This is a genomic window from Haemophilus haemolyticus, from assembly GCF_001008275.1.
GTDB classification, from domain to species: Bacteria; Pseudomonadota; Gammaproteobacteria; order Enterobacterales; family Pasteurellaceae; genus Haemophilus; species Haemophilus haemolyticus_P.
The window spans coordinates 1-15,902 of sequence record NZ_LCTH01000058.1; the positions used below are offsets into that span (position 1 = coordinate 1).

6 protein-coding genes are annotated in these 15,902 nt (G+C 40.5%); all 6 read right to left on the bottom strand.

The window, feature by feature from the left end; all coding sequences use genetic code 11:
• Nucleotides 1-6,245 (bottom strand): two-partner secretion domain-containing protein (locus tag AAX15_RS09660; RefSeq protein ID WP_052749724.1); only part of this gene is annotated, 6,245 nt, incomplete at its 3' end.
• 69 nt (nt 6,246-6,314) lie between these two features.
• Nucleotides 6,315-8,087 (bottom strand): ShlB/FhaC/HecB family hemolysin secretion/activation protein, encoded by a 1,773-nt coding sequence (locus AAX15_RS08740; RefSeq protein ID WP_046940090.1) that lies wholly within the window; start codon nt 8,085-8,087, stop codon nt 6,315-6,317.
• Nucleotides 8,088-8,268: 181 nt separating this feature from the next.
• Nucleotides 8,269-10,734, bottom strand: coding sequence for a glycogen/starch/alpha-glucan phosphorylase (locus AAX15_RS08745; RefSeq protein ID WP_046940091.1), 2,466 nt, complete (start codon nt 10,732-10,734; stop codon nt 8,269-8,271).
• A 240-nt stretch (nt 10,735-10,974) separates the two neighbouring features.
• On the bottom strand, nt 10,975-12,405 hold the full coding sequence (gene glgA, locus AAX15_RS08750; protein WP_046940092.1) for a glycogen synthase GlgA: 1,431 nt from the start codon (nt 12,403-12,405) through the stop codon (nt 10,975-10,977).
• Nucleotides 12,406-12,601: 196 nt separating this feature from the next.
• Nucleotides 12,602-13,903 carry a glucose-1-phosphate adenylyltransferase gene (glgC, locus tag AAX15_RS08755; RefSeq protein ID WP_046940093.1) on the bottom strand — a complete coding sequence of 434 codons (1,302 nt, stop codon included), beginning with the start codon at nt 13,901-13,903 and terminating at the stop codon, nt 12,602-12,604.
• 22 nt (nt 13,904-13,925) lie between these two features.
• Nucleotides 13,926-15,902 carry a glycogen debranching protein GlgX gene (gene glgX, locus AAX15_RS08760; RefSeq protein ID WP_046940094.1) on the bottom strand — a complete coding sequence of 659 codons (1,977 nt, stop codon included), beginning with the start codon at nt 15,900-15,902 and terminating at the stop codon, nt 13,926-13,928.

The following is a 15,902-nucleotide window of genomic DNA, read 5'->3' on the forward strand; positions in this document are numbered from 1 at the left end:
ATGAGCTTATCCGCTTGCAAGTGACTGTTTTGCCAACGCTCGCTATCCGAGTTAGATTTGCCCTTAGCAGCATTGACCGAACCCTCAATACCTACACCATAGCTATTGCCATTGGTTCCAACAAAGACGCCTACACTTCCCCCTACAGATTTATTTTTGGTATGTTGGTGCTCTTCGTCTTTTACACCTTTTATCTCAATCCCTTTTTTGCCTGATAATGCCATCAATTTCGCATTTGCATCCACGCCTTCAAAGGTGAGTTTTTCATCGCGCGCTTTTACATTAAACGTACCCGTGCTCACCGTTGATTTTTGATGACTAATACTCTGGCTTTCGCTACTTTGTGTTTGTTTTTGGCTGCCATAACCAATACTCACCTTCATACTTGGGCTGGATGTCGTCCCGGTATTCTGCATATTACCAGCTCTTAAGGCATCTAAGGTTTCTGCCACCTTACCCACATTTTGAGCCGCCATTGTCGCTTCTTCCGCGGCTTTCACTGCATAAAGTGCCTTGAGTTTTCCATTGGTGACTTGTTGGCTGCGTTTTACACTGTTATAAGCCGCTTGCGCCATATCGGTCACTGGGGTACTCAAAGCAATCGTCACGCCAGATTGTTTATACTCATGCCCCTCTTTACGTTCAATAATATCTTTTCCGGCTTCGACCTTAATACTTGCGCCTTCAATATCAATTCGATTCGTGTTTGGTGTAATCATATCCGTACCAAGAACATTTGTATGATTACCCGCACTCACCCTGATATTGCCATTCATTGAACCTAACGTGCTACGTGCATCAGACTGTGTCCAACCTTCCGTTTCATAATCATGTTTTTCTGATTTCGAACCAACGGTAAAACCAATACCGCCGTCTGTGAACACACCGTGGGTTTTCTTGGTTTCCACGTGCTTATTTTTAAAATGATTGGTATCCGCTGCAATATCGACATCATGCCCAGCCTGAATATGGAGATTATCCTCCGCAATAGCCTGAATGCCTCTCGCCTTCACATCATGACCTGCTGAAAGCACCACATCTTTACCGCTCACCTGTGTGCCGACTTGAGTAACGGAGTGTTGTTGGTCTAGGCTGGTTTTGGTCGTTCTAGCAAGGCTGCCACTTTTCGTTTTGTGAAACTCTTCAAAATCTCGGCTTTCTTTTGCACCATTCAATACAAGGTCATTTTCAGCGATGGCCATTAACTTCGCTTCACTCTCCAGCTGTGCTCCTTCGGCTCGGAGATTTTTTGCCGTAAGCGTTACATCACCCTTGCCTTTTACTCGGCTTACTACTGCCTCTTCTACTTTCTCATGACGGTAATGATTGCCCGCACCCATTTTCTCATCAAAGCCCACTGAAAGTGCGGTGAGATTCACGTTATTTTTTGTTTGAACAAGCGTGCTGCCATTGCCATCGTTAATAATATCTGCACCTTTAGCGTTCAGATTATTTGATGAGAGTTGTAACTGGCCATCTTCTCCTTTTACATGGAAAAGCGCTTTACGACCAAGCGTGGTTTCACTCCGTTGGAAATGAGATAAGTCCACCTTTGTTGTCATTGTGGTACTTTCGTGATTTAAATCACCGCCCACATCCACCAAAAGTGCTCGCTCGGCTTCCACTTTACCCCCGATATTATCGAAGTTATTCGTGGTGTTGATGCCTACTTTATCACCCGTAATGGTGCCTGCGTTGAATAAGCTTTCGGTATTTAATAACGTAAGTTTACGCCCTGCAATGGTGCCACTATTGGTTAAACGGTTACTCCGCAAATCAATCACATCCGCTGAAATCAACGTGCCTTCACCATTTAAGTCTCCTTTCTGCGCCATGGCATAGACACGAGGCGCCATCACTTTGACTTGTTTTCCGCTTGGTAGCGTTACCTCTTTTTCTTCAAACCAGACTATATCTGACGTAAGTTGTGCAACCTGAGCTGGGCTTAAAGCCACACCTGGGGTTAAGTTGAAGCGTTTCGCAAAGGTAATACCATTATCCATTAACCCTTTATATTGCGCCTCTAAATCTTGATAACCCGTTAAGAACATACGTCCCGTCAACTGATTAACTTGGTCTCGCACTAAACGTTGCTCGTAATAGCCATCACCTAAGCGTCTCAAGATATTTTGTGGATCACTGCGAAGTGCTTTAAACATATAGTCACCACTGAGCCATTGTTTACGATCGGTAAACTGTGGATCCGTTTCAATTAATGGGCGATTAGTGGCCTCGGGATTGGTGTGATAAAGGCTTGAGGTTGGCAAAGAAACATCCGCACCAATCGTACGAATTTCACGCTGCCCAGCTTTTGCATTCGATTGATTCACACCATTGGCAACATGGGTATTGTTGGCAAGTGCGAGCGTTTCCATCGAAAGATTGGCTTTTTCACCTTCAGGCTTCACTGTTGTATAGGCTTCCGTACGAACTTGTTTTAAATCCAATTCTGTATCAGTGATTTTTTGGTAGTCATGACGGCCAGCCCACTCCCGCTGATGATATCGTCTAAATCCGCCTCGCCAACGCGAGTAAGTCCACTCTTGATTTCCATTATCAACAACTCGAGTAATCCCCATTTCGGGTACATTATTGACTTCTTCAGAAGGATTATTCGGATTATAGATCTTTCCAGCTGCCATTATTTGGCTGCGGTTATTTTCCACATTACCATTAAATTCAACATCACCTTGACTTAAAATCTTACCAGGATGCGTTTCTTTCACCTTAGTTTCGCTGGTTATACGTTCTTGCACATAAATATCCCAAAAGCGATAAAATTCTTTGCCCAAGAGCTTTTTATTGTGTTCAAGAATAGCGGCATCTAACTGTTCAAATGCTTTTTCATTTACCTTCGCCCATTCAAAATAAGGTTTCATTTGAGCAGAAAACTCAACTAACTTAGCCTCATAATCAGCAACAGCTTTCCGGTACTCTCCCATTTTCAATTCATATTCTTTCATGAGGCGATCATAATCATGACGATTACGCCATGTTCGTTTAGGCTGTTTAGGCTCCTCTGGCGCTTGCTTTAACGTTTCATCCAAGCCACTCAGATCAGGTAATGTTGGAGAGGTAGGTGGAGGAGTAATATTAAATGCCGCCCATATAGGATCATTATTTAAATAAAGCGCTTGAGGTACAACAACACAACCTGAACGAGTTTGCTCGTTAGCACATACCTCCTCATTTGGCATTGGTAGAATATGACCTTCAATTTTGCCATTAGTAGGTCGCGTTACCTTATTTTGATTTTTATAAACCACTTTACCTGCTCGACTAAAGGATGCCCAACGAAGTTGATCGAAATTAATACGTTCAGCGCTCCCATCTTCAAGCAGATAATGTTCATTTACTTTTTCACGTTTGACTTCTTCTAACCTTGTATAAATACGTGCATTTTTGTTTAAAGTTTGATGCATACCAAGAACAACACCACGTCCCTCAATCAAACTACCGCTATTTAATAATTTATCGCCTAAATCTTTTGATTGATTGTTTTCATCTAAAGTGCGACCAAATACCACTTTCCCTTCAGAGGATAAGGTGCCGCCAATACCATTAAACGCCCAATTTTGAGTAAAGACCGTTTTACTGTTCTCAACGAAAGGCGCTGCAACATCTAGACGTTCTTTTGCCGCAACAACCGCTGATTTAATCGTTCCATCAGATTGTAATTCATCTGTATTCACTATTTTTTGACCAGCCTGTAAAGCAACATGACCACCATAAATACGACCAGTACCGACATTAGTTAATGTATCACCAGTCTTGATAACATTTTCTACTGTCCCTTTAACCAACCCTCGATTGGTTATATTCTGCTCACTTGTAAGTGCGGTTTGTTTTCCTTGAATTTCAGCTGTCTTTGTGTTTTCAATGTTCTTAGCATTGATTTGGGTATGGCCTTCAGAAAGTAACCCTGCTCGATTAATCAAATGTCCTTGAGTAGTTAAACTTAATGAAGAACGGCCAACTAAATCGCGTTGACTATCAAAATCTTGAACAAGTTGGATATTTGTATGGTTAGCCTCAATATCGCCATCACCAGAAAGTGCATTCAGCTGAATATTCAATTTTTCTGCAGCCTGAATTGAACCTTGACTATTTTTTATGGAAGCCCCTTTACCCTGAATACGAATATCCCCTGTAGAGAATAGTTCACCTTGCGTGTTGTCTAATTGATTAACAACATTCAATACCTGAGAAGAAACCGAATAAATCCCACCTTGTTTATTGTCTAATTGCTGAGCATTCACCTCAGCCTTACCGGCAAGAATACCCTGTGTTGGTACTGATTGCGCATTCCCTTTAGTATTTTGGTTATTTAGATTAGTGGTATTAACCGTTAAATCACCTTGAGCTTGAATGAGTGAACCTGTATTGCCGACTTTTTGGTTATTAATGTCCCTTGCAATATTTAACGTTGAAGAACCGTCAGCAACAATCATTCCAGCTCGGTTATCCACGGATAATGCGGTTAAAGTTAAGTCTTTACCACTTAGCAATCGTCCTTCTCGATTATTTAAGAATTGATTTTGCTGGGTAAGACTCATATTTCCACCAGAAAGTATTAAGCCTTTTTCATTATTTAACCCTTGTTCTAGGTTTAATGAGAAGTCACGCACACCTTGGCTTGCCCATCGACCCTGTTGGTTTTCTACTCTTTGCGCGGTTGCATTAATCCAATCCGCTTTTAAATTAGCATGCTGTGTTAAAAGTTGAGAAGGTGTATGTAAATTGATTTCATTTTTTGCAATGAGCGTCGCTTGATTTGCATTCATTTCACCTTGATGAGCCACAATATGAACATCTTGGCCACTTGTCTGACTCTCGCTGACATCGACTGTTTGAGCTTGAACATCGACCTTACCAGAGGCAATATTTTTCCCTTTCGCCACAGTTGTTTTTGCCGTTTTTATTTCAAGGTTTTTAGTCTCACTAACATTATCTATCTCGCGGACTTTACCATTTTCCTCGATACCGGCAGCCAATACCGAAGATTTGCCCGCTTCGACTGAATCCGCTTGATAACGAATATGTCCACCTGAAATAGTCGCTCCTACCTGATTAATCTGATTTTTAGCATTAACTAGAACATCACCTCGTGCTGTTTCAACTTTACCTTTTTGAATCACATCAGACTTGGTTTTGATTTGGACATCTTGTTTACCGCTAATCACCCCTTCATTAATAATACGCCCTTGACTATCAATTTTCACCTCACCCGCTGATGCACCAATATGCCCCGCATTACGTACACCAAGGCCTTGACCGTTATCCACTAAATGGATTTTCTCCGCATACATCCCGCCCAATTGGCTTACATCAACGCTGTAAGTAGATTGATTTTCACTTTGGGTATTAGAAGTGCGGTCCGTGTTGTCGGTGTTTTTATCGCCCACGTAAACCACTGAATCATTGGTGCGGTCAACGTTGTTTTTACCCGTGGTAACTTTAATACCTTTCTTCGACCAAACCCCACCTTTGATTTCGGCTTTCTCAGCGATAATATCAGTGTAATCAGATTGGCTGTTATCCATCCCTTTTTGGCCAACCGTCACTTTGCCGCCTTTTACGCGATAGCCTTTTAACTCACCATTTTCTACTTCTGCTTTACCGGTTGTCAGGGTTGTTCGCCCCGCATTAATCACACCACAGCCATCACACTGAATACCACTTGGGTTGGCAATCACCACATCCGCTTTTTTACCCGCCACTTCTACATAACCTTTTAAACGGCTTGGATTAGCGGAATTGACCTCGTTAAGAATGACTTTCGCTTCACCGCGAGCAAGATTCGGGTTACCTTGCACCCAGCCCGCAAGTTGCGTTTGTACTGCTTTACGAGCATTGTTTAGCACAGCGCCTTTCTCTGCTACATCAAATTGCGAATACTGGTTACGTGATACCCCACCCACACTTGGTGTTTGAATATTTACTTGCGGTAAACCATTCGCTGTTTGAAGTACCGTGGGTTGTTGATTACCTGGTGCTGATTTATCTGCACGAATAGCCATATCTTCTGCATGAACAGAAGGCGATAAGAAGACAAAACCTAATGCTAACATTAAGCTAAAATGAATAGGATTAAGTGAAAGTGCGGTTGAAAATAATCCTGTTTTTTCTTGTTCTGGACTCACATTTTCACTTTGCGCTTTACCTTGAGATTTTGCCAACTCTGAGACCACCACAAGCTGATTTAATACACGGCTAAAAATTACTTTATAATGACGTTTATTCATTTTTTAATTTCCTTTAAGTTTTAAATTCTGTTTGGTTTTAATCAATTTATTCATCTAAAAGCGTGAGCATTAAAAACGGTAGCTCACATTAAATCCAGTTGTCACATGACTGGTTCTAAATCCTTCCGGTTTTTTAATTGGAACACCCACAAAATAATCATAGTTGATGCCCCATAGTTTGCCACGAAGTCCAATTGCGCCCCCCATTAAGCTATCACCAATTTGAAGCTCTTCTTGGCTAGAGTGCACTTTACCTCGGTCAATCCCTAAATAAAGCTCATGTCCCTTATTGGCGATATTCCAACCTAGCTCATTTCGCCATAACCAACCTTTTTCACCGGAAAGCGATAACTCGCCATCAAATCCGCGTACGGTATAACGACCACCAATACTAAATTTATCTTGTTGTGTTAAAGGTGTACCGTTCCATTGCCCATTCCAGCTGGTGTTAAAGCGGAAAGGTTGATTGCCGATAGTGAAAGGATAGGTAAAATCAACGCCTGCAGTAAAAATCTGCATGCGAGAAGTCCCTTCACCAAACGCCTCTTCCGGTGCAGGTAAGGATTTATTCCCACCCGTACCACGTTTATAGTTCGCAAACAGTTGTAATACGGTTTCACCAATGTATTGGGTGTGATTAAATCCCACTTCCCAACCTGCGGTACGACGACGCTGTACTTCAATTTCGGTGTCATTGATATAGTTATAGGATTTTTTCGTCCATAACGCGGCATTCACATAGGTTTTGTGAAGACTTCCACGAGATAATAAGCGACTTAAATTCGCTTTCATTTGTTGGCTTTCGCCTGAATAGGTGTAAGACTCAAACGCGCCCGCTACCGTTTGGTGATAAAAATATTTTGAACCGGAAAGCGTTAAGAGATAGTTCTTCCAAGGAATAGAATAATAGAGACTAATATTTTTACTGCCATAATCCCCTTCTGCATCATCGCTATCACGTTTAAAGCTGCGAGTACCACTGATATAGAACATATCATTAAGTGTTAGCACGTTATCCCAAGAAAACGTGGCTGAACCTTGTAAACGACCCGTAGCTTTACTGCCTGAATCATCTAATCCTAAGGTTAAATGAAAAGGTAAGCTTTGCTTATAAGCAATCACCACATCGGTTTCACCTACTGCATCCGTTGGCATAAGCTCCATATTTGCATCAGCACTCGGTACACGTTTTAAGTTTTCTAAACCTTGTTCAATGTTGCGAATATTTAATATATCCCCCTGCGCCATTGGCATGGCAAACCATAAGGTACCACGGGTCGCAAACGGAATCGCACTTTGGTCTTGTAATTGAATACGGCCTACTTTACCTGGAATCACGGTGAGTACAAGCATGCCTGAACGCAAATCCTGCGGCTCCACCACCACGCGTGTAGTGACATAACCCAAATCAATTAAACGATTTTGAATACGACGAAGTAATACATTAATCCCCTCCGAGCCAATACAAGCAGGCAGCGCAAAATCACGCTCAGCATAAACAGACTTTAATGCCCAAGAGAATTGGCTTGGTTGGATTAATTTAAGGGAAGAGGTTGAAGAATTTTCTTCAGCTTGATAATCGGTCAGCACCAATTGATTGATAGGAAAACATTGCGCTTCATTCTGCGGAAAGCCCCGAGAGGCTTCTTTTTCACCCTCCAAGCGCACATTCGCGGATTGCGTTTGCTGCGCTAAAATCGCTGCATCTTGTTCCGCTTGTTGCCTCTGTTGTTTAGCATCGATTTGTTTTTCTAAATTGGTATTTGGTGAGCTTGGCGCTGAAAAACCAAAAGGTGAAATAAATAATAAACTAGAAAGAAAAAAGTGTGAGGATTTTTTCATTGTTACCCTAAAGATAAAGTGATTAATAAATTATGGTTGATAAGATATCAAAATCTATTTAAAAAGACCATAAAGTTTACATCGGTAATTTCTGTTATTTTTCATTAGTTTAAATATAAAAAAATCTGCATCAAACTCGGGCTTGATGCAGATAATTTATTTATTGGCTATGAATAGAAAATCAATCACCTAATTGAACAGGCTCAACTTTCCAAATTCTCTCCGCATACTCTTTAATAGTGCGGTCAGATGAGAAGAAGCCCATATTCACGATATTTTGAATGGTGCTTTCAATCCATTTGTCGCGTTGTTTGTATTTTTCATCTACGGCTTTTTGAGTTTCTACATAACTACGGAAATCAGCGAAAGCTTGATAATAATCGTGATATTGCAAGCCTTGTAATAGTTGATGATAACGTTGAGGCTCTTCTGGTGAAAATTTACCCTCAATAATTTGATCCACGACTGTGCGTAATTGAGTATCATTTTGATAGTATTCAAATGATCGATACCCTTCTCGACGAAGTTGTTCCACTTGTTCCACCGTGTTACCGAAAATAAAGATGTTATCTTCACCCACGTTTTCCAAGATCTCCACGTTCGCACCGTCAAGAGTACCCAGTGTCAATGCACCATTTAAGGCAAATTTCATATTACTGGTGCCAGAAGCCTCTGTGCCTGCAAGTGAAATTTGCTCTGAAATATCCGCTGCTGGAATAATTAACTGGGCAAGGCTTACGCTGTAATTTGGAATAAATACAACTTTTAAACGGCCTTTCAAACGATCATCGTTGTTGATTACATTCGCCACATCATTAATTAAATGGATTGTTTGTTTCGCTGCATAATAAGCCGAAGCTGCTTTACCCGCTAAAATAAATACGCGCGGTTGCCAATCTTGTTCAGGATGAGCAAGCATTTCATTATAGCGAGCAATAATATGCAATACATTCAACATTTGACGTTTATATTCGTGAATACGTTTGACTTGAACATCAAATAACGCATGTGGATCAAGTTCAACACCTAATTCAGATTTCACGTATTCCGCCAATTTCACTTTGTTCGCAAATTTAATATCTGCAATCGCTTCTTTAAATGCTTTTTCTTGCGTAAATGGTTTAAGTTTTTCGATTTGACTTAAATCACAACGCCATTCTGAACCAATGTATTTATCGAATAAGTCTGCCAATTGTGGATTCGCAACAGCTAACCAGCGACGAGGGGTAATACCGTTTGTCACATTGGTAAAGCGTTCTGGGAAAATACGAGCAAAGTCTGCAAAGGTTGAAATCACCATTAAATCAGAATGAATTTCTGCCACACCGTTAATTTTGTGTGAACCCACAACAGATAGCCATCCCATACGCACTTTACGTTGATAACCTTCTTCAATCAATGAAACTCGACGAATAAAATCGTTATCCGTTGTGACGTAAGAACGAACATACTCTAAGAAATGATCATTGATTTCAAAAATCATCTGTAAATGACGCGGTAAGATTTTCGCCATCATTTCCACTGGCCAAGTTTCTAATGCTTCTGACATTAAAGTATGGCAGGTGTAAGAGAAAATGTTGCGCGTCATCTCCCACGCTTTTTTCCACTCGAAACCTTCGTAGTCTACTAAAATACGCATTAATTCAGGAATCGCTAACGCTGGGTGTGTGTCATTTAAATGAATTGCCACTTTATCAGCCAAGTTTTCAAGGCTATCGTGGGTGCGTTTGTGACGGCGTAAAATATCTTGAAGTGATGCAGAGACTAAGAAATACTCTTGACGTAAACGCAATTCACGACCATTCCAAGTAGAATCATCAGGATAAAGTACGCGTGATAAGTTTTTATTTGCGGAGTGTTCTTCTAATGCGGCTAGGTGTTCACCGCGGTTAAAGTCTGCAAGATTAAAGACTTCTCCCGCATGAGCAGACCATAAACGTAATGTTGCTGCAGAATTATTTTGATAACCTGGAATCATTTGGTCGTAAGCAAGTGCGGTCACTTTTTCGGTATCTTGCCAAATACATTTTTTGCCTTCGAAATGAATGTTTCCACCAAATTCTACGGTAAAGCGTTTAGATGGGCGAATAAACTCCCAAGGTGCACCTTTTTCCAGCCATGCATCTGGGCACTCAACTTGCTGACCATTTTCGATTTTTTGGCGGAACATACCATATTCATAACGAATACCGTAGCCCATACCAGGTAAACCAAGGGTCGCAATAGAATCCATAAAACAAGCTGCTAGACGGCCTAAACCGCCATTACCCAAGCCAGGATCAACTTCTTTTTCTAAAACTTCTTCTAAATCCACATTTAATTCAGATAAGGCTTCTTGTGCTAATCCATAAATACCTTCTGCAATCATGGCATTAGAAAGGGTACGTCCAATTAAGAATTCCATTGAAAGGTAGTAAACACGGCGAGAATCTTCTGCTCGAGTTTGGCGAGCTGTGGTAATCCACCCTTCTGTCACTAAATCTCGAACAGCATGCAAAGTCGCATTTAACCAGTCGCGTTGGCTCGCTTCACGCGGAGAGCGACCAATTAAAAAAATAAGCTTATAAACAATTGATTTTTTGATTGCCTCAACAGTCATTTGTGGGCGATTGTATAGGAATGGAGAATCAAAATTATCCATTATCATAAGTAAAACCTCGGTTTGAATGTTAAAAAATTATCTATAATAAAAGAGATGTTGATTTAAAAATTCACGCACATTTCAAAAAATCAATCGAAATAGACCACTCTTTGTATCCGAGAACCTTTATACCTCTAATAAATTCGTTCGAATTTTATGCTTATTTTGTCGAAAAACAAGCATAATCACAGAGCTTGCAACAACAATCTACAAACAGACTGTTGCTCTTAACGTTTATAAATAAAACTACAAACGTTCATAAAGTGCACGATATTGTTCTGCTGCTTTACGCCAGCTGAAATCTTGTGCCATCGCATTCGCACGCAATGCTGACCAGACTCTCGGTTTTTGCCAAATATCAAACGCTTGTTGGATACTTCTGCGTAAATCTTCAGCGGTAGCTTGCTCAAACACAAAACCAGTTGCCGTGCGATCTTTAATATTTTCCGGTGTGCTATCCACCACCGTATCGGCTAAACCACCCGTTTTACGAACAAGAGGAAGTGTGCCATATTGCAAACCATAAAGTTGTGTTAAGCCACAAGGCTCAAAACGACTTGGCACTAAAATCACATCACCACCTGCCACTAATAAATGTGACAGTGTTTCATCATAACCAATTTTGACTGCAACATTTTGTGGATAACGTTCAGCAAGCTCACGAATACCTTGTTCAAAGTGCGGTGCGCCAGAACCTAAAATCATCAACTGGCCGCCTTGTTTTACAATTTCATCCGCACTTTCAATCAATAAATCCACGCCTTTTTGCTCGGTTAAGCGGGTTACCATCACAAATGCCAATGCATTTTCATCTTGCGGTAAATTAAAATAAGCTTGCAGTTCAGCTTTATTCTGTTTTTTACCTGCCATATGTTTCAATTTGTAATGATGCTGAATATATTGATCGACATTTGGATGCCAAATATTTTCATCTACACCATTAAGAATCCCCACTAAACGCCCTTGAGATTTTAAACCAGAAAGTAAACCTTCCAATCCATAGGCAAATTCAGGTGTTGTAATCTCTTTAGCATATGTTGGGCTCACTGCAGTGCTGACATCGGAATAAAATAAGCCTGCTTTTAAATAGGAAATCTGTCCAAATAACTCTAAACCATCAACATTAAACATGCCTGCTGGTAAGCCAATTTCAAATAAATGCTGATAATGGAATTGCCCCTGATACGCTAAATTGTGGATCGTAAATACGGATTTTGCTGGACGACCTTTATTAAATAAATAAGCAGCACATAAACCTGCATGCCAATCATGAGCATGAACGACATCCGCACGCCACCAACTATCTAAACCAGTGGATAATTCAGCGCCAACCCAACCAAGTAAGGCAAAACGTTTATAGTTATCACCATAATCATTATAGTAACAATCGTGATATGGATTCCCCTCACGCGCATATAAATGTGGTGCATCGATTAAATAAACACCCACGCCATTATACTCGCCGTAGCGCAACACCACATGTCCCGCAAAATTATCAAATTCAGCCACAACTTGTGTATTAGAAATACCGGCAGAAATCGCTGGATAAGCAGGCAATAAAATACGTGCATCAAGCCCTATTTGATTTTGGGCTTGTGGTAAAGCCCCTAAAACATCGGCTAAACCGCCTGTTTTGAGGAGCGGATAAAATTCTGAGCAAACGTGTAAAACTTTCATTTAATTTTTATTTTCCCTATAAAACATAAATAATGCTCGATCAACTCCTCTCTTTAGAAAAGAGAGGATGGGGGAGATTTGATTACAATATTTGAAATTCTTATGAGGTTGATTTCACTTCTACCAAATCTCCTCTCTCCCTCTTTGCTAAAGAGTGGTTATAAAGTGCGGTCAAAATTCACCGCACTTTTCATCATCAATCTAAATGCTCTTCAGAGACGACTTCTTCCCCTTCTAATTTTTTCAGCATTTTCGGGGTAACTAGGATTACTTTACCAGTTGAACTGATACGGAATCGTTTTTTATCTTCTTCCATATTCACACCAATTTCCATGCCATCAGGAATGATACATTCACGGTCTAGAATACAGTTTTTCAATATACAATTCTTACCGATTTTAACTTGTGGCAATACCACGCAATGATCTACTTTTGAGAAAGCATCAATTTTAACGCGATCGAATAGCACGGAATTACTGATAGAGGCATCAGTAATCACACAACCACCGCCAATTAAAGAATTATCAACTGGATGAACGTTTGAATTTTTGTAGAAGAATTTTGACGGATAAGCTTGAATTGGATTACCGCGAATTGGCCAACTTTGGTCATAAATATCAAGCTGTGGATTTTCTGATACTAAATCGATATTAGATTGCCAAAAACTATCTAATGTCCCCACATCACGCCAATAAATTTCACCTTCAGTATTACGTCCCATGCAAGAACGGCTGAAAGGATGCGCATAAAGGGTTTCTTCCGCTAAACATTTTGGTAATACATCTTTACCGAAATCATGGCTAGTTTGTGGTGTATTGACCTCTCTCTCCAACATTTTGTAAAGATAATCCGCATCAAACACATAAATCCCCATTGATGCGAGTGAAACATCAGGTTTACCTACCATTGCTGGCGGATCTTTTGGTTTTTCAATAAAGGATTTGACTTTTAAATTTTCGTTTACTGCCATGACACCAAATTCATGTGCTTCAGAGCGTGGTACTTCAATACAGCCCACCGTACATTTTGCACCGCTGTTCACATGGTCCATCAACATGACGCTATAGTCTTGTTTGTAAATATGGTCACCCGCCAAGATCAAAACATATTTAGGGCGATAGTGATCACGAATAATCGCCATATTTTGATAAACCGCATCCGCCGTACCACGATACCAAGTTGAATCATCAATTTGTTGACGAGCAGGAAGCATATCAACAAACTCCCCTTTTTCTTGTGGTAAGAAAGACCAACCTGTTTGCAAATGACGAAGTAAAGAGTGTGCGGCATATTGAGTCACTACCCCAATTCGGTTTAAACCAGAGTTAATACAATTAGAAAGTGCAAAATCAATAATACGGCGATTACCACCAAAATAAAGGGCTGGTTTTGCACGCTTATCCGTAAGTTCATGCAAGCGTGAACCACGTCCACCCGCAAGAATAAGCACCAAAGTATTTTTAACTAAATCATATTTGTTAAGGTCGCCAGCTTTCATAAGGATCTCCATAGTCTTATAGTTATTCGCCACTCAGCATACAAAAGCCCATTGAGCTAAGCTCTGCTTGTTGTGCATCGAGGGTTAAATTATGTGTGCCGATTTGAGATGTCCATTTTCCATCGGGTAAGTGAAACACCTGTCCTTCGGCTTTGGCATTAATCAATAAAAGACAATGCTTATCTAAAACTACTTGTAATGCTTTGGTTTGTTGATTTTGCCAATCGTCAACTGTCATCTGGTTACCGTGAATGTTAAGCCATTGCACATTGTCACCTGACCACCATTGATTCCGATTTAAACTACCAATTTGCTTACGCGCCGCAATCGTTTGCTTGGTAAGTTCAAATAATTCCTTGTTAAAATTTGCCCATTTCAGCCAAGTAATTTCGTTATCTTGGCAATAGGCATTATTGTTACCATATTGAGTGTTGCCGAACTCATCGCCCGCCAAAAGCATAGGTGTGCCATTCGCCAACAATAAACTCATTAATAATCCGCTTTGTGCAAAAGTGCGGTTATTTTCCACCGCACTTTTTTGCGGTTCAGAAAGGGATTCAGTAGAACCTTCTACCCCATGGTTATAACTGTAATTTTCATTTCGACCATCACGATTTTCTTCACCATTTGCTTCGTTATGTTTTTGGTTATAACTCACCAAATCTTGCATAACGAAACCATCATGGGCGGTAATAAAATTAAGCGTTGTGTGTGGCAAGCGATCATTTTTCTTAAATAAATCGCTAGAACCTGCAAAGCGTTCTGCAAATGCGCCGATTTCACCACTTTTCCATAACCAAAAACGGCAAAGATCATCACGAAAACGATCATTCCATTCCGCAAAGTAATTTGGGAAATTCCCGAGTTGATAACCGTAATGTCCGATATCCCAAGGCTCTGCAATCAATTTAATATTTTGTAAACTTGGCTCATTTTTTATGTCAGTAAAAAGCTGAGCTTGTGCATTAAAATCTGGTGTATTACGCCCAAGCACGGAGGCTAAATCAAATCGAAAACCATCAACATGACAGTGTTCTGCCCAATAACGTAAACAATCTACGACCCACTTTCGCCCTGCATCAGAGGATAAATTGAGCATATTGCCGCAGCCTGTCCAATTGATATAACGCCCTTGATCGTTGCGCCAATAGTAAGTTTGATCATCAATGCCACGCTGGCAGAATGTTGGGTAAGTTTGCTCTGATTCTGCGGAATGGTTAAATACCACATCTAAAATAACTTCAATACCCGCTTTATGAAACGCCTTCACCATCGCTTTAAATTCAGCTAATGGATTATTTGTTGCCGCATATTTAGGTTCCACCGCAAACATGGCTAAGGGATTGTATCCCCAATAATTTTGTAAGCCTCGTGCCTGTAAGTGTGGTTCATTTATATAGAAATTTACAGGCAGCAATTCCACAGTAGTCACACCTAATTCTTTTAAATAAGCTAAATTGATAGGATAACTTAAGCCCGCATAGGTGCCCCGTAATTGAGCAGGAATCTTGTCGTTAAGTTGACTAAAACCTTTAACGTGCAATTCATACACAATAGTTTCCGCCCAAGGTGTATTGGGTGCTGTATCATTTTCCCAATCAAAATCTTCTGAAATAATCACCGCTCTTGGCGCAATATGAGCATTATCGCGATGATCATTCATTAAGAACAAAGAACGACTTTCTTCAGTAGTTAAATCTGGTTTACCATTCACCGCTTTCGCATAAGGATCGAGCATTAATTTATTTGGATTGGCATGTTCACCGTGAATGCGGAATCCATATTCTGTCCCAACCTCAACGCCAGCTACAGCTAAATGCCATACATTATTTGTGCAAACCATAGGAAAGCGCGTTTCCTTATCGCCATCAAACAGGCAAAGTTCAACACCACTCGCCGCAGCAGAGAACAGTGCAAAATTAGTTACCTTCACGCCATTCTCGGTAAATATTGAATAACCCATTGGCGCTGGTTTGCCGTTGTTATAAATCGTAAACAT